The organism is Fodinicurvata halophila (genome assembly GCF_042651425.1).
Classification (GTDB): Bacteria; Pseudomonadota; Alphaproteobacteria; order Kiloniellales; family DSM-21159; genus Fodinicurvata; species Fodinicurvata halophila.
The window spans coordinates 323,537-338,501 of the sequence record NZ_JBHSCW010000003.1 but is presented as its reverse complement, the minus strand read 5'-3'; the positions used below and the strand labels follow the sequence as shown (position 1 = coordinate 338,501).

Below are 14,965 nucleotides of genomic sequence, written 5' to 3'. Positions count from 1 at the left end.
AGAGTTCAGCTGCCCCTTGGATCAGGATGAGGCTTTGATGCCCGAGATCACGTCATTGTGTGTCTACTGCGGTTCCTCGAAGGGAAACGACCCGGCCTACGTGGAAGCTGCCCGTGAACTGGGGTATGCAGCGGCCGCCCGGGGCATAAGAATCGTCTTCGGCGGCGGGCGCGTCGGCCTTATGGGAGAATTGGCCGATGCAGTGCTGTCGGCACACGGCGAAGTTCTGGGGATCATTCCCCGTCACCTCATGGAGTTCGAGGTCGGCCACAATAACCTGACCGACCTGCGTGTGGTCGAAAGCATGCACGAGCGCAAATTCGAGATGTTCCGGGAATCCGACGCTTTCTGCATCCTTCCCGGCGGCTTTGGCACCCTGGATGAGACCTTCGAAATGATTACCTGGGGTCAGCTTGGCCTGCACGCCAAACCCGTCGGCCTGCTCAATGTCAATGCCTTCTGGGCCCCGCTGGTCCGGATGCTGGAACATCAGGCCCAAGAGGGATTCATCAGGCAGCATGATCTGAAACGCTGCTTTGTTGCCGAAACGGTCGAGGACTTCTTTACGCAACTCGAAACCACCCCGGTGATCCCTGAAAACCCGAAAACCAAGTGGAGCTGAGCGGGTTCCATCCGGATCGAGGGCCCGGCTCGCAAGGCTTGTAGCCTTGGGCAAGCCTGCTATTCTGCGCGCCATCTGACACCCACCCTAGGACAAGACGGAAGAGGCAATGGCAAAAATCAAGGTTCAGAACCCGATCGTCGAGCTCGACGGTGACGAGATGACTCGCATCATCTGGGATTTCATCAAGAACAAGCTGATCCTGCCCTATCTGGATGTCGATCTTAAGTACTACGACCTCAGCGTCCAGGAACGCGACCGCACGGACGACCAGATCACCGTCGATGCCGCCGAGGCCATCAAGCAATACGGCGTCGGCGTAAAATGCGCCACGATCACTCCCGATGAAGGCCGTGTCGAGGAGTTCGGTCTCAAGAAGATGTGGCGCTCCCCGAACGGCACCATCCGCAACATCGTCAATGGCACGGTCTTCCGCGAACCGATCATCTGCAAGAATGTTCCGCGCCTCGTGCCGGGCTGGACGCAGCCGATCATCATCGGGCGCCATGCCTATGGCGACCAGTACAAGGCCACCGACTTCCGCGTTCCGGGACCGGGCAAGCTGACCATAACCTTCACGCCCGAAGGCGGCGGCGAGCCCATCACACACGAAGTGCACAACTTCCCGGACAGCGGCGTGGCAATGGGCATGTACAACGAGGATGAATCCATTCGCGGTTTCGCGCGCTCCTGCTTCAACTACGGACTGCAGCGCGGCTATCCCGTCTATCTCTCCACCAAGAACACGATCCTGCAGTCCTATGACGGCCGTTTCCGGGATCTCTTCCAGGAGGTCTTCGACGCCGAATTCAAGGAAGCCTTCGACAAGGCCGGCATCACTTACGAGCATCGCCTGATCGACGACATGGTGGCCGCCGCCCTCAAGTGGTCTGGCGGATTCGTCTGGGCCTGCAAGAACTATGACGGCGACGTACAGTCCGACACCGTGGCTCAGGGCTTCGGGTCGCTCGGCCTCATGACTTCGGTGCTGATGACGCCGAACGGCAAGACCGTCGAGGCGGAAGCCGCACACGGCACGGTCACACGCCACTATCGACTGCACCAGGAAGGCAAGGAAACCTCGACCAATCCGATCGCCTCCATCTTTGCCTGGAGCCGGGGTCTCTTCTATCGTGGCACCTTTGACGAAACACCGGAGGTCGTGGACTTTGCCCGGAAGCTGGAGCAGGTCTGCATCGATACCGTCGAGGATGGCGACATGACCAAGGATCTCGCCCTGCTGATCGGCCCCAACCAGAAGTGGCTGACCACCAACCAGTTCCTCGACAAGCTGGATGCCAACCTGCAGAAGGTCATCAACTCGTGAGTGGGGTCCTGAGAAGCCTGGCCTTGGCGCTATCCCTCCTGTTGCCGCTGCAGATTGCAGCGGCCCAGGAAGGCCCCGACAGCGAGAATGTTCTCGTGATGGAGCTCGAGGATGGCCGGGTGCTTATCGAAATGTTGCCGGAGGTCGCTCCGGATCATGTCGAACGCATTCGCACACTGGTTCGCGATGGTTTCTACGACGGGCTGAAGTTCCACCGGGTCATCGAGGGCTTCATGGCCCAGACCGGTGACCCAACCGGAACGGGCCGCGGCGGGTCGGAACTACCGGACCTGGAAGCGGAATTCTCCGATATACCCTTCGAGCGGGGAACCGTTGGCATGGCGCGCAGCAGTGAGCCTGACAGTGCCAACAGTCAGTGGTTCATCACCTTCGACCGTGCCCCCTGGCTGGACGGCGAATACACGGTTTGGGGGCAAGTCCGCCAAGGCATGTCCTTTGTAGACCAGATCCGCAAGGGCAACCAGCAACGCGGCGGGATCGTCGACGATCCGGACGAGATCGTGCGCATGCGTGTTCTCGCCGATATCGAGTAAGCGCAGCAGCAATAGGAGGGACCAGGGTTTGTCCTCGGATACCGACAACACGCTTATCCTCGAACTTGACACTGGTTCTGTGACAATCGCCCTAAGGCCCGATCTGGCCCCTAATCATGTGGCCCGGGTCAAGGAGCTGGTGCATGAAGGATTCTATGATGGCCTGCCCTTCCACCGGGTCATAGAGGACTTCATGGCGCAAAGTGGCTGTCCGCATGGCACCGGCACCGGTGGCTCCGGACACAACCTGAAGGCCGAGTTCAGTGACGCACCCTTCCAGCGTGGAACGGTCGGGGCCGCCCGCGCCCAGCATCCGGACAGCGCCGACAGCCAGTTCTTCATATGCTTCGGGGATGCCGACTGGCTTCAGGGGCAATACACTGTCTGGGGCGAGGTCATCGAGGGGATGGAAGCTGTGGACGCACTCACCAAGGCCCCATCGGGTGCACCGGGTGGACTTGTTCCGGAGCCCGACCGGATCGTAAAGGCCTGGTTGCAGGACACCAGAGAATAAGAAAAGGACCGGCCTCTTTTAGCAACCGGTCCTTTCTTATCTTGAAGGGCTCTCCTGCCGATGCTCAGTAGGCCGAGATGGCCGCTTCGATGGCCGCGATAGCGGCGTCGGCCTGAGAGGCATTGGGTCCTCCGGCCTGGGCCATATCCGGACGCCCGCCTCCACCTTTTCCGCCCAGGGCTTCGGCCCCGACACGAACCAGATCAACTGCAGAATAGCGCTCCGTCAGATCTGACGTGATTCCGACCACCAGGGAGGCTTTGCCCTCATTCGTCGAAATCAGGGCGGCGATGCCCGAACCAAGCTGCTTTTTCAAATCGTCAGCCATGGGCTTCAGGTCCCTGGCCGGAATGTCCTCGAGGACACGCGCGGCCAACCGGGTTCCATTCACCTCACGGGTCATGGTCTCGCTTGCCCCACCCGTCGCCAGTTTGCGGCGCAAGTCCGAGACTTCCTTTTCCAGTCGGCGGCGCTCCTCGAGAAGTGTCTCGATACGTTCCGGAAGCTCCGTGGGGGACACACGAAGGCTGGCCGCCGTATGACCCAACAGCTCCTCCTGTTGCTCCACGTATCTCAGAGCGGCCGAGCCCACCATGGCCTCTATACGTCGGACCCCGGCGGCTAGTGCATGTTCGGAAATGATCTTGAAAAAACCGATATCGCCGACACGGTTAACGTGGGTGCCACCGCAAAGCTCGGTCGAGAAATTCCGGTTGGGCCCCTTCTCCTCGTCGGGCCCGCCCATGGAGATGACACGCACCTCCTCGCCATACTTCTCGCCGAACAGGGCCAGAGCGCCTTCCTGGATCGCTTCATCGGGTGTCATAAAACGGGTTTGCACCTCGGCATTCTGGCGGATGCGTTCATTGACCATGTCCTCGATCGCAATGAGATCGTCCCGCGTCAGAGGATGCGGATGACTGAAATCGAAGCGTAGTCGGTCAGGCGCCACCAGCGACCCCTTCTGGGTGACATGCTCGCCCAGTCGCCGCCGCAGGGCTTCATGCAAGAGATGCGTGGCCGAATGATGGGCCCGCAGGTTCCGGCGCCGGGTGCTGTTTACACGCATTTCCACGGCAGTTCCCACACGCAATGTGCCCTTGCGCACCTGCCCATGGTGGACATGCACGTCACCAGCCTGCTTGGTGGTATCCTCGATCTCCACCTCGACACCGTCCGGGGAGAAGACCACCCCGGTATCGCCCATCTGGCCACCGCTTTCGCCATAGAAGGGCGTCTGGTTGGTCAAGAAGGCAATCTTCTGGCCCGCCTCGGCCTCTTCGGCTTCACTTCCATCCACCACGATGGCTTGGACGATGCCCTCGGCCGTCTCGGTCTCGTATCCCAGAAACTCCGTTGCACCGTGCTTGTCCCTCAGAGTAAACCAGAGCGCCTCCGTGGCGGCTTCACCGGAACCGCTCCAGGACCTGCGGGCCGCTTCGCGCTGGCGTTCCATGGCCGCCTCATAGCCAGCCACATCCACGCTCAGGTTCCGCCCGCGCAGAATGTCCTGGGTCAGATCCAGGGGAAAACCAAAGGTGTCATAAAGCTTGAAGGCGACCTCGCCCGGCAGGGGCTGGCCCTCGCCCAGGCGCGAAACCTCGTCCTCCAGAAGTTTCAAGCCACGCCCCAGCGTGTCCTTGAAGCGCGTCTCCTCCAGCTTCAGGGTTTCCTCGACCAGCGCCTGGGCGCGGTTCAGTTCGGGAAAGGCCGTGCCCATCTGCTTGACCAGGGCCGGCACGAGCCGCCAAAGCAAGGGATCTCGCGCACCCAGCATGTGCGCATGACGCATGCCGCGACGCATGATTCGCCGCAGGACATAACCCCGCCCCTCATTCGATGGCAGAACACCATCGGCAATCAGGAAGGACGTGGCCCGCAGGTGGTCCGCGATCACACGGTGAGATACCGCGTGGGACCCATCCGGATCGGTCCCGCTGGCCTCCGCGGAGGCTTCGATCAGGGAGCGCATCAGGTCGATGTCGTAGTTGTCGTGCTTGCCCTGCAGGACGGCGGCGATGCGTTCCAGACCCATGCCGGTATCGATCGAGGGCTTCGGCAGTTCGACACGTTCCCTGCCGGCCATCTGTTCGAACTGCATGAACACGAGATTCCAGATCTCGATGAAGCGGTCGCCGTCCTCGTCCGCGCTGCCCGGCGGACCGCCGGGGACGTTCTCACCATGATCGAAGAAGATCTCCGAACAAGGTCCGCAAGGCCCCGTATCTCCCATCGCCCAGAAGTTATCCGAGGTGGGGATGCGGATAATACGATCCTCGGGCAACCCGGCTATTCGGCGCCACAGGTCATAGGCATGATCGTCCTCGTGATAGACCGTGGCCAGCAGCCGATCCTTCGGCAGACCGAACTCCTTCGTCACCAACTCCCATGCAAGCTCGATCGCGCGCTCCTTGAAGTAGTCCCCGAAGGAGAAGTTGCCCAGCATCTCGAAGAAGGTGTGGTGCCGCGCGGTATAGCCCACGTTTTCCAGATCGTTGTGCTTGCCGCCGGCGCGCACGCACTTCTGGGAGGTGACCGCGCGCGAATAGGGACGCGACTCCGCACCCGTAAAGACGTTCTTGAACTGCACCATGCCTGCATTGGTGAACAGCAGGGTCGGATCGTTGCGCGGCACCAGAGGCGAGGACGACACGATCTCGTGCCCGTTGCGCTCGAAGAATTCCAGAAAGCGACTGCGAATGTCGTTGGTCGTTGTTGTCATGACTGTCTGTTGCATACCCACGTGTGTCTGCCGGAGATTTAAGGCGCATGCGTCCCTTTACACAAGGCAGGATTTGGGTCGGCCGTCCTGCGAGAGCAATGCCCGGTCACCAGACAGGTCCGAGGCGTGGAATCCACAATCGCCTGCCCTCGTGATGCGCACGAGCAGAAGTCCCGACACACCATCAATGCAACAAATTCATGCCCGACTTGTAGGCACGCCGAGGTTCACTCGTCGTTATCGGACTCCGCGGCCTCCTCCGACTTGCTGTCGGCCAGCATGGCCTCTGAAACCATTCCCGCATTGGATTTCACGGCATGCTGAATGTTCTCGGCAACATCCGGATTTTCCTTAAGGAAACGCCGCGCGTTCTCCCGGCCCTGGCCGATGCGCTGTCCCTCGTAGGAAAACCAGGCGCCGGACTTCTCCACCACGTTGGCCTGGACTCCCAGGTCCAGGATTTCTCCGGCCTTTGAGATTCCCTCGCCGTACATGATGTCAAACTCCACCTGCCGGAAGGGCGGTGCCATCTTGTTCTTGACCACCTTCACCCGGGTCTGGTTGCCCACCACGGTATCCTTCTCCTTGATCGAGCCGATGCGGCGAATATCCAGGCGGACCGAGGAATAGAACTTGAGTGCATTGCCGCCGGTCGTGGTTTCCGGACTGCCGAACATGACACCGATCTTCATGCGGATCTGGTTGATGAAGATCACCAGCGTGTTCGAACGGGAGATCGAAGATGTCAGCTTGCGCAGAGCCTGGCTCATCAGGCGCGCCTGCAGGCCAGGCATCTGATCGCCCATGTCACCTTCCAGTTCGGCCCGCGGCACCAGGGCGGCCACGGAATCGATCACCAGCACATCCAGACCTCCGGAACGCACCAGGGTATCGGCGATTTCCAGCGCCTGTTCGCCGGCATCCGGCTGGGCAATCAGCAACTCCTCGATATCGACGCCGACCTTCTTCGCATAGCTCGGATCAAGTGCGTGCTCGGCGTCCACGAAGGCACAGGTTCCGCCCGCCTTCTGGGCTTCGGCCACGGCATGCAGGGCGAGCGTGGTCTTGCCGGAAGATTCGGGTCCGTAGATCTCGACCACCCGGCCACGGGGCAAGCCACCGATACCAAGGGCGATATCAAGTCCCAGCGAACCGGTGGAAACAGATTCCGTCTCAACCACCTCACGCTGGCCGAGACGCATCACAGAGCCTTTTCCGAAAGCCCGTTCGATCTGGGAAAGCGCTGCATCAAGCGCTTTGTTGCGGTCGGAAGTTTCTTTGTTCACGAGTTCGAGCACCATTTCTGACATTGGAAGAGCTTCTCCTCTTATCCCATGCGCGTGGAGTCGCTGCAATGGTCAGAATGTACTTGATATGTTCTCCCCCAACAAGAAAAAGATCAAAACAGGAACACTTCCTCGAACCCGCCGGTTCACCCCATCACTTCCTTCACCTTGCCCGCCAGTTGCTTGAGACTGAAGGGCTTGGGCAGGAAATGGATCCCCTCGTCATTATCCATCTGCTCGCGAAAGGAATCCTCGGCATAGCCCGAGATGAAAATGACCTTCAGCTCGGGGAACAGCCGCCGCGCCTCGCGTACGAGAGAGGGGCCGTCAAGCTGAGGCATGACCACGTCGGTAATCAGCAGGTTGATGTTGCCGGGATCCTCCTCCCCGGACTCCGGCGGAGCCTGCAGCATTTCCAGGGCCATTTCCCCCGACCGGGCTTCCAGCACCTGGTACCCCTTGTTGCGCAAGGCCCGAGCAGAGAAGGCTCGCACCGCCTCTTCATCCTCCACAAGCAACACGGTACCCCGCCCCGTCAGATCCCGGGACGACTGGACATCGATGTCCTCTTCCTCGCTGTGTGCCCGGCTGTGCTGCGGCAGATAGATGGAAAAGCGCGTACCCTTGTTCAGGTGGCTGTCGACGAAGATATACCCCCCGGTCTGCTTGACGATTCCGTAGACCGTGGAGAGCCCGAGGCCTGTTCCTTCTCCCACCTCCTTTGTCGAGAAGAACGGCTCGAAAATCCGGTTCAGGTTCTCCCGTGAAATGCCGCAGCCCGTATCCTCCACCTCGACCAGCACGTAGTCGCCTGGCGGCACGGTTTCGTTACCAATCCGCCGCGAACTTTCGAAAGCCACATTGCTGGTACGGATCAACAGGCGACCACCCTCCTGCATGGCGTCACGCGCATTCACGGCAAGATTGATGATCACCTGTTCCAGTTGCCCCTGGTCCGCCTTGACCGGTCCCAGGTCACGCCCGTGCACCACCTTCAACTCTATGCGCTCACCGATCAGGCGGCGCAGCAGGTGGGAAATCTCGGCCAGGATATCGGTGACGTTGAGCACCCGCGGTTGCAGGGTCTGCTGCCGGGAGAATGCCAGGAGCTGACGCACCAGATTGGCGGCCCGATTGGCGTTCTGCTTGATCTGCATAATGTCCACGAAGGACTGGTCCCCGGGACGGTGGCGCAGCAGGAGAAGGTCGGAGAAGCCGATCATCGCGGTCAGCAGGTTGTTGAAGTCGTGCGCGATACCGCCTGCCAGCTGTCCCACGGCCTGCATCTTCTGGGACTGTGCGAACTGGATCTCCAGAGCCTTTTGCTCCGTCGTATCGATCATGTGCGCGATCAGGCCGTCTTCCGCATCTTCCCCGAAACTGCGCAGCGTCAGGGAACAGCGTAGTTCCCTGGCACAGGCTAGCTGGATATCGGCAAAGGAGGGCCCGCTCGCGACAGGATCGGGGGCCAGCGCCTGCTCCACCGTCGCATGCACGCGTGCGCGCGAACCTTCTGCCACAAGATCGGCCAGCGGCTGACCGACCGGACTTCTGCCATGGTCGTCGACCATCTCCTGGAACGCTTGGTTACACTCGCTTACGCGGCCATCCCGGCTCAGGAGTGCAATTCCGACCGGGGCCTCGCTAAACAGCCGCTGGAAGCGCTGCTCCGTCAACTCCAGGGCGGCTTCGGTCTGACGTTCGGCCGTCAGATGACGCACCACCGAACGGGTACGCAGCTCACCTGCACTTCCTGAATCCTCGACCTGGTCCTGAATGATCAATGCCGTGAAGCTGCTTCCATCGGCACGCAGCAACTCGACCTCTCCCTCTCGGCGGTCCGTGGGAAACGGCAGATACGCCTCGTCCGGACGCATCGCCTGGGGCGCCAGGATATCATGCAGGCGCAAGTTGCCTTCCGTGAATTCACTTACCCCCCGTCCCAGCCATTGCGCCAAGACGCGGTTGACGTAAATGAAGCCCCCTTCGCCATCCACCGAATAGAATCCGACCGGAGCGTGTTCCAAGAGGTCGAAGAAGCGCTTGTGCTCGTTTCGCAGCACCAGTTCCATTTGCCGGCGCAGCGTGATATTGCGCATGGTCCACAGCGTATCCTGGGATTTCCCGATAAAGGGGAAAGCACTCACACGGAACCACTGCTCGGTCTCCTCTCCGTCCTCTCCTAAGGGCAGCGAGATTTCGGTTTCCGCGTGTGCACCAGCTTCGATCTGACGCTTGAGGCGTTTGATTTCCGCCCGCTCGTCCTCAGTCTCCAGCTGCTGCAGGATCCAATCCGGCAAGGGATGGCGCCCCTTTATCGGCAGAGCCTCACAGGCCGGATTCGACAGCAAAACCCTCTGCCCCCGACGCACCACCTGCATCGGGTCCTCAACAGCTTCCGCAGCAGATTCAAATAGTCTGAGCCTGTGCTTGACCTGCACATACCGCCACGCAAGGACAGCAGCCCCGACGATCAGGGCGCTGATCAATGCCAGCTCGAGTACCGCCCCCCAAATCATTGTACCTGAATGCCCCTTCCCCGATCGAGAACGCCATATCTGTTAGCATGAATGGTCGCGCCGGAGGAAATCTCTCCTTCTTCAGGACTCACGAAGGCCGCGATCCTGATCCCCCTGATAATTGTCCCTTGATGCGCATGACATAGCCGATGATTTCGGCCACGGCCTTGTAGTGTTCTGGTGGGACCTCTTCGTCGATCTCGACCGCATCGTAAAGGGCATGAGCCAAAGGACGGTTTTCCACCAGGGGCACTTCGTTCTGGCGAGCCACGTCCCGGATGCGCAAGGCAACGTCGTCGATACCCTTGGCCACGACTGTCGGCGCATTCATCTCTTCCGAGTTGTACTTCAGGGCAATGGCGTAGTGCGTGGGGTTGGTGACAACGACATCCGCGGAGGGCACGGCTGCCATCATGCGGCGCCGGGAGCGTTCCATGCGGATCTGACGCAGGCGACTCTTCACCAATGGGTCGCCTTCGGACTGCTTCGTCTCGTCGCGCACCTCCTGCCGGGTCATGCGCATTTCCTTGATGTGCTTATAGCGCTGATAGGCAAAGTCCGCAGCCGCGATCACTGTCATCATGGCCAATACGGCGATGAGGAGGCGCAAGGATTCTGCCCGCAGGAACACAAGAATCTCCTGCGGCTGCAGATCGCTGAGGTTCAGGATTTTCTGCCCCTCAGGCCAGATGACAGCCGCGATAACCACCCCGATCAGTGTTATCTTCAGAATTCCCTTCAGGAACTCCATGATTGCCCGACTGCCGAAGATCTTCTTGAAGCCGGAGACAAGGGAAAGCTTCGAGAGCTTGGGCTTGAGAGATTCGAAAGAAAAGATCAGGCCGAACTGCAGGAATCCGGAAGCCAGGGCCAGAACAATCATGGCAAGAAACGGCAGGGACAGCGCGATGGCGACCTGCATTACCGTGTCGTACATCAGGGTCTGTGCCGTGCTGCTTTCCACGATTATGTCATGCGGACGCTCGATAAAAGGCAACAGCGCAAGGCCGATACGATTGACCACCCAGGGTGACATGACACCCAGAATCAAGGCGAACCCCAGTATGATGAACCAGTGGTTGACCTCCTGGGAACGCGCGACCTGACCCTTTTCGCGTGCATCCTGCAGGCGTTTCGGGGTCGGTTCCTCGGTTTTCTGGGAATCGTCTTTCTGTTCCTCGGCCATGCCCTGAACCCTTGAGCCTCAGTCGCCCAGGAAGGAGAGGAAGGTGCTTTCCATCTCCCCCAGGAACAAACGCATAATAATCGGAAGACTGAGCATCAATACAATCAATCCAAGCGCAATCTGTAGCGGCAGGGCAATGAAGAAAACCTGCATCTGCGGCATGAGGCGCGAAAGCAGCCCCAGGCCCACATAGAAGAACATGGCCACGGCAATGAAGGGGGCCGACATCTTCACGGCCAGAACAAAGGTGTCCGCCACAGTGCGCGTCACCATGTCCGCCATATCCCCGATGGGCACCCTGTTACCCGGCTCCATCACCTCGTAGCTGGCAACCACTGCTTCCAGGGTCAGGTGGTGAATCTCCAGGATAAAAATCAGCAGCAAGGCCGTGACGGTCAAGAATCCACTCGCAATCGAAGCCTGCTGGGCACTGATCGGATCGTTCACCAGCGCGTTCGCCATGGCCGTGGTCTGGGCAACGATCATTCCAACGACGTTGAGGGCATTAATGAACAGCCGGCCCAGCGTGCCCAGGAAAACGCCGATGATGATTTCGCCGGCCAGCAGGACAAACAGCATCAGCGGCGCACCCGGCATGGCCGGCAGGCCCTCGGCCAGTACAGGATAGACAACCAGTGTAACCATGAGAGCCAGGGCCAGGCGGGTGCGGGTGTTGATATAGGTCTCCCCGATGCCCGGCAACAGAATGAAGGCCGCACCCACACGCGCGAAGATCAATAGAAAGGCGAAGACCCCCGCAGGCAGCAGTTCTTCCAGCATCAGCCTCAGCCGGACGCCACGATATGGTCAACCAGCCCTTCCGTGAACTCGGTCAGGGTCGTCAGCATGAAGGGCAGAAAGAGTATGATCGAAAGAAAGATCGCCAGGATCTTCGGGACGAAGGAGAGCGTCATTTCCTGCATCTGGGTCAGAGCCTGGAAAAGTGCGATGATCAGGCCTACGGCAAGTGCGACGATCAGCACCGGCCCCGAAACCTTCAGCATGACCCAGACAGCCTCGCGGGTGACCTCTATGGCCTCGACAGCCTCCATGATGCAACAACCGACCTAGAGTGTCAGATCGGCATGCGCAGAATATCCTGATAAGCCTGCACAGCCTTATCCCTTATCGACACCACTGTCTGCAGTGTCAACTCTGCCTTGCTGACCGCCATGACAACCTCGTTCATGTCGGCATTGCCCATGGTTGCCCGGAAACTCTGTTCCTCACCGCCGCGCATCGTTTCGATCGCTCCCTCGGTGGCCTCCTTGAGAGCTTCCGTGAAATCGCCGCCCTCGCCTCCACTCCCGGAAACCGGAGTGCTTGCCGTACTCGCACCTGCCGCCTTCCCGGCAACGCCACCCAACTGCGAATAGGCGGATACGGCTTCGTTGAAACTGACCATTGTCTGTCCCTTTCAGGTATTCTCTGGCTGTACTTCAGCCGTCCTGGCCGTTGCCGCCCGCCTAGCGCAGCAGGTTGATTGTCTGTTCCAGCATCTTGCGGGAACCTTGTTGGACGCGCAGGTTTGCCTCATAGCTTCGCTGGGCTTCGCGCATATCCGTCAACTCGATCAGGGTATTCACGTTCGGCATCAGGACATAACCGTCCTCGTTGGCGGCGGGATGTCCCGGATTGTATCTCTGGTTGAATTCGCTGGGATCCAGGCTGACCCGGTCAACCTCCACGGTTTCCGCCCCGATTTGCCTATTCAGGACATTCTTGAAGTTGACGAGCTTGCGCTGGTAGGGCTCACCACCGGGTTCGGAGGCTGTGGAATCCGCATTTGCCAGGTTCTCAGCAATGACCCGAAGGCGGGTTCCCTGCGCCTTCATGCCGTCCGCGGAAATCGTGAGCGTGTTGAAAAGATCCATGATTTTCTAGTCCATCCCTGGGCTTCAGCGTGCCCCGCCGCCGGCGGCCATTTTGAACATTTGGGTATACTTGGCGTAGAGGTTCGTGACAGTCGAGTGGTGCATCTGCGTATTCGCGATCTTGCCAAGTTCATCCTCGACCACGACCGAATTGCCGGAAGGCACCGTTTCATAGCGATCCCTCACCTCGTCCCGACGCACGCTTCCGGAGCCGGGATCGCGCGTTCCGCTCATATGGCTTGCATGAGTCGCGGTCGTCTGCAGCAGAAGATTGCGCCCCCTCAGCATGCGCTCGAAGGAACCTTCCTTGAGATCCTGGCTGACATAGCCGGGCGTATCCGCGTTGGCAATATTCTGCGACAGCACGGACTGTCGCTGGGACAGCCAGTCCATTCGCTTCGCAAAGACATCAAAAAGTGCGAACTTGCCGCTCATTACGTTCTTCCGGCCAGAGTACAGTTGGTCACGGTGACGGTGGCACAAGACTTGTTAAGAAAGTGTAAATGCTGTTACAAACGATTCAGGCTGGATTCGCTGTAGTCTGACCGCCGGAACAGGAGCCTCACCCGCCGATGCTGTATCTCACGAGAAAGATAGGTGAATCGGTCATCATCAACGATGATATCGTGGTGACGGTGGTTGATATCCGCGGCAAGTCCATAAAACTGGGTTTCACCTTCCCATCGGATGCCAGCGTTCTGCGCGAAGAAATTTATGAACGTATCCAGGCGGAGAACCGGGCGGCTGCCAACGGCAGCGCGGCGCTTACCCTTGAAGAGGAAGAAACCGCCAAGGACAGCGCCGAATCCTGAACGGAATGGACATTCGACGCCTGCCCTCAACACTTCATTAACCATAGTCCTTCATTCTGGCCCGCAGCAGATCCTTCTCTCAGGCAACAGAATGGATGCCCCATGGCGGAGCCGCCGTCCAAGCGCAACGAAAAACCTGTGCTTTCCCGGAACGTAGAGGAAAAGAGGCCCCTCGCCGTTGCTCTGAGCGGTGAGGATGGCGAAAGCACGCGCGTCGTGGCCCGGGGAGAAGGAGCTCTGGCCGAACAGATTCTCTCGCTTGCCTTCAGTCATGGCGTGAAGGTCCGGCAGGATGCTGCCCTTGCGGAGATCCTTTCGACACTCGAGCCGGAAAGCGAGATTCCGCCCATCGCCCTTGCCGCGGTTGCGGAAATTCTCAACCACCTTTATCAGGCGGAAAGACGCTACAGGTCGGACTCCTCGACTCCGACTCGCCAGGAATGAACGGACACATCATGGGGCCTGCGGACTACATACAATTTCTCATCGCCCTGGGCATCGTAATTGCCCTGTTGCTCGGCCTCTCCTGGGTCGCAAGGCGTTCGGGACTGGCCGGCCGGTTGGGGGCACTTACCCCTACGGCAAAGCGCGAAAAGCGACTGAAGGTCCTGGAAGCTCTGCCTCTCGACTCCAAGAAGCGCCTTGTTCTCCTGCAGTGGGACAACCGTGAACATCTCATCCTGCTAAACCCCGGCAGTGCACCTGACCTTCTGATCGACAGCTCATCACAGCCAGATACCAGGCCGCCCGAATCATCGAACGGGGGAGAGCCCGCGTGACGTTCGCAAGAGATTTTGTGAAGAACCGCGTCCTGCTGACGGTTCTGCTGTCGGCCATCCTGGCTGTCGCAGCCATCTTTCTAAGTCAGCCTGCCCTGGCCCAGAGCCTCAGTCTCGACCTCGGTGGCGAGGAAGGGTCGACGACCAGTCGCATCCTGCAGCTCGTCGCCCTGATTACCGTTCTCAGCCTGGCGCCTTCGATCCTGGTCATGGTGACGTCCTTCACACGCATCGTGGTGGTGTTGTCCTTCCTGCGCAGCGCGCTTGGCCTGCAGCAAACGCCGCCCAATATGGTCCTGGTTTCGCTCGCACTCTTCCTGACGGCCTTTATCATGATGCCGACCTTTGACCGGGTCTATGAAGAAGCCATCGTACCGCTCGTGGAAGAAGAGATCGACGAGATGACGGCCTTCGAACGGGCGAGCGATCCCGTCCGCGACTTCATGCTGACCCATGTACGAGAGCGCGACCTTCAGCTGTTTGCCGATCTTTCCGACGTCGAGGAAATCGAAGCCCCTGAGGCCACTCCGCTGCGCATTCTGATTCCGGCCTTCATGATCAGCGAGCTCCGGCGCGCCTTCGAGATCGGTTTCCTGATCTTCCTGCCGTTCCTGATCATCGACATGGTCGTGGCCTCGATCCTGATGTCCATGGGCATGATGATGCTGCCCCCGGTCATGATCTCGCTGCCCTTCAAATTGATCTTCTTCGTGCTGGTCGACGGCTGGTACCTGATCGCGGGTAGCCTGATCCAGAGTTACGGCGGCTGA

The 14,965-nt window shown here is 59.6% G+C and carries 17 protein-coding genes; 8 read left to right on the top strand and 9 right to left on the bottom strand.

Annotated features, from left to right (window positions below; genetic code table 11):
* Positions 1-37: 37 nt before the first annotated feature.
* The 4 genes from ACFOW6_RS06405 to ACFOW6_RS06390 all read left to right on the top strand — a co-directional run bounded on the left by ACFOW6_RS06405 (position 38) and on the right by ACFOW6_RS06390 (position 3,017).
* Complete coding sequence (locus ACFOW6_RS06405) at positions 38-622, top strand: LOG family protein (protein WP_382421514.1); 585 nt, start codon at positions 38-40, stop codon at positions 620-622.
* A 109-nt stretch (positions 623-731) separates the two neighbouring features.
* On the top strand, positions 732-1,949 hold the full coding sequence (locus tag ACFOW6_RS06400) for an NADP-dependent isocitrate dehydrogenase (protein WP_382421513.1): 1,218 nt from the start codon (positions 732-734) through the stop codon (positions 1,947-1,949).
* Positions 1,946-2,503, top strand: a complete 558-nt coding sequence (locus ACFOW6_RS06395; RefSeq protein WP_382421512.1) for a peptidylprolyl isomerase — start codon at positions 1,946-1,948, stop codon at positions 2,501-2,503. Before ACFOW6_RS06400 ends, ACFOW6_RS06395 begins: the two co-directional genes overlap by 4 nt.
* A 28-nt stretch (positions 2,504-2,531) precedes the next feature.
* The gene (locus tag ACFOW6_RS06390; protein ID WP_382421511.1) at positions 2,532-3,017 is read left to right on the top strand and encodes a peptidylprolyl isomerase; all 486 of its coding nucleotides are present in this window, start codon (positions 2,532-2,534) and stop codon (positions 3,015-3,017) included.
* A gap of 64 nt (positions 3,018-3,081) precedes the next feature.
* Here the strand turns inward: ACFOW6_RS06390 and alaS are convergent, their stop codons facing one another.
* From alaS to flgB, 9 genes are all read right to left on the bottom strand, one after another.
* Positions 3,082-5,739 carry an alanine--tRNA ligase gene (gene alaS / locus ACFOW6_RS06385; protein ID WP_382421510.1) on the bottom strand — a complete coding sequence of 886 codons (2,658 nt, stop codon included), beginning with the start codon at positions 5,737-5,739 and terminating at the stop codon, positions 3,082-3,084.
* Between the two features lie 227 nt (positions 5,740-5,966).
* Positions 5,967-7,049: a recombinase RecA gene (recA, locus tag ACFOW6_RS06380; RefSeq protein WP_382421509.1), complete on the bottom strand. Its 1,083-nt coding sequence runs from the start codon at positions 7,047-7,049 to the stop codon at positions 5,967-5,969.
* A gap of 122 nt (positions 7,050-7,171) precedes the next feature.
* Positions 7,172-9,544 (bottom strand): ATP-binding protein, encoded by a 2,373-nt coding sequence (locus ACFOW6_RS06375; RefSeq protein WP_382421508.1) that lies wholly within the window; start codon positions 9,542-9,544, stop codon positions 7,172-7,174.
* Positions 9,545-9,632: 88 nt separating this feature from the next.
* Positions 9,633-10,730, bottom strand: coding sequence for a flagellar biosynthesis protein FlhB (flhB, locus tag ACFOW6_RS06370; protein ID WP_382421507.1), 1,098 nt, complete (start codon positions 10,728-10,730; stop codon positions 9,633-9,635).
* An 18-nt stretch (positions 10,731-10,748) separates the two neighbouring features.
* Entirely contained in the window at positions 10,749-11,510 is a 762-nt protein-coding gene (fliR, locus tag ACFOW6_RS06365) for a flagellar biosynthetic protein FliR (RefSeq protein WP_382421506.1), read from the bottom strand.
* 5 nt (positions 11,511-11,515) lie between these two features.
* The gene (gene fliQ / locus ACFOW6_RS06360) at positions 11,516-11,782 is read right to left on the bottom strand and encodes a flagellar biosynthesis protein FliQ (RefSeq protein ID WP_382421505.1); all 267 of its coding nucleotides are present in this window, start codon (positions 11,780-11,782) and stop codon (positions 11,516-11,518) included.
* Between the two features lie 23 nt (positions 11,783-11,805).
* The gene (fliE, locus tag ACFOW6_RS06355) at positions 11,806-12,135 is read right to left on the bottom strand and encodes a flagellar hook-basal body complex protein FliE (RefSeq protein ID WP_382421504.1); all 330 of its coding nucleotides are present in this window, start codon (positions 12,133-12,135) and stop codon (positions 11,806-11,808) included.
* A 61-nt stretch (positions 12,136-12,196) separates the two neighbouring features.
* Positions 12,197-12,604 (bottom strand): flagellar basal body rod protein FlgC, encoded by a 408-nt coding sequence (gene flgC, locus ACFOW6_RS06350; protein ID WP_382421503.1) that lies wholly within the window; start codon positions 12,602-12,604, stop codon positions 12,197-12,199.
* 24 nt (positions 12,605-12,628) lie between these two features.
* The gene (gene flgB / locus ACFOW6_RS06345) at positions 12,629-13,039 is read right to left on the bottom strand and encodes a flagellar basal body rod protein FlgB (protein ID WP_382421502.1); all 411 of its coding nucleotides are present in this window, start codon (positions 13,037-13,039) and stop codon (positions 12,629-12,631) included.
* Between the two features lie 137 nt (positions 13,040-13,176).
* Between flgB and csrA the strand changes: the two genes are divergently transcribed.
* The 4 genes from csrA to fliP all read left to right on the top strand — a co-directional run bounded on the left by csrA (position 13,177) and on the right by fliP (position 14,965).
* Entirely contained in the window at positions 13,177-13,416 is a 240-nt protein-coding gene (gene csrA, locus ACFOW6_RS06340) for a carbon storage regulator CsrA (protein WP_382421501.1), read from the top strand.
* A gap of 102 nt (positions 13,417-13,518) precedes the next feature.
* On the top strand, positions 13,519-13,860 hold the full coding sequence (locus ACFOW6_RS06335) for an EscU/YscU/HrcU family type III secretion system export apparatus switch protein (RefSeq protein ID WP_382421500.1): 342 nt from the start codon (positions 13,519-13,521) through the stop codon (positions 13,858-13,860).
* The gene (locus ACFOW6_RS06330) at positions 13,857-14,195 is read left to right on the top strand and encodes a FliO/MopB family protein (RefSeq protein ID WP_382421499.1); all 339 of its coding nucleotides are present in this window, start codon (positions 13,857-13,859) and stop codon (positions 14,193-14,195) included. The genes ACFOW6_RS06335 and ACFOW6_RS06330 overlap by 4 nt, the downstream gene beginning before the upstream one ends.
* A complete protein-coding gene (fliP, locus tag ACFOW6_RS06325; protein WP_382421498.1) occupies positions 14,192-14,965 on the top strand; it encodes a flagellar type III secretion system pore protein FliP in 774 nt (257 codons plus the stop codon). The genes ACFOW6_RS06330 and fliP overlap by 4 nt, the downstream gene beginning before the upstream one ends.

What these genes read in the sequence shown, in the direction of transcription:
- ACFOW6_RS06405 (WP_382421514.1), top strand. Translation starts at nt 38, where the DNA reads ATGCCCGAGATCACGTCATTGTGTGTCTACTGCGGTTCCTCGAAGGGA.
- ACFOW6_RS06400 (WP_382421513.1), top strand. Translation starts at nt 732, where the DNA reads ATGGCAAAAATCAAGGTTCAGAACCCGATCGTCGAGCTCGACGGTGAC.
- alaS (WP_382421510.1), bottom strand. Translation starts at nt 5,739, where the DNA reads ATGACAACAACGACCAACGACATTCGCAGTCGCTTTCTGGAATTCTTC.
- recA (WP_382421509.1), bottom strand. Translation starts at nt 7,049, where the DNA reads ATGTCAGAAATGGTGCTCGAACTCGTGAACAAAGAAACTTCCGACCGC.
- ACFOW6_RS06375 (WP_382421508.1), bottom strand. Translation starts at nt 9,544, where the DNA reads ATGATTTGGGGGGCGGTACTCGAGCTGGCATTGATCAGCGCCCTGATC.
- flhB (WP_382421507.1), bottom strand. Translation starts at nt 10,730, where the DNA reads ATGGCCGAGGAACAGAAAGACGATTCCCAGAAAACCGAGGAACCGACC.
- fliR (WP_382421506.1), bottom strand. Translation starts at nt 11,510, where the DNA reads ATGCTGGAAGAACTGCTGCCTGCGGGGGTCTTCGCCTTTCTATTGATC.
- fliQ (WP_382421505.1), bottom strand. Translation starts at nt 11,782, where the DNA reads ATGGAGGCTGTCGAGGCCATAGAGGTCACCCGCGAGGCTGTCTGGGTC.
- fliE (WP_382421504.1), bottom strand. Translation starts at nt 12,135, where the DNA reads ATGGTCAGTTTCAACGAAGCCGTATCCGCCTATTCGCAGTTGGGTGGC.
- flgC (WP_382421503.1), bottom strand. Translation starts at nt 12,604, where the DNA reads ATGGATCTTTTCAACACGCTCACGATTTCCGCGGACGGCATGAAGGCG.
- flgB (WP_382421502.1), bottom strand. Translation starts at nt 13,039, where the DNA reads ATGAGCGGCAAGTTCGCACTTTTTGATGTCTTTGCGAAGCGAATGGAC.
- csrA (WP_382421501.1), top strand. Translation starts at nt 13,177, where the DNA reads ATGCTGTATCTCACGAGAAAGATAGGTGAATCGGTCATCATCAACGAT.
- ACFOW6_RS06335 (WP_382421500.1), top strand. Translation starts at nt 13,519, where the DNA reads ATGGCGGAGCCGCCGTCCAAGCGCAACGAAAAACCTGTGCTTTCCCGG.
- ACFOW6_RS06330 (WP_382421499.1), top strand. Translation starts at nt 13,857, where the DNA reads ATGAACGGACACATCATGGGGCCTGCGGACTACATACAATTTCTCATC.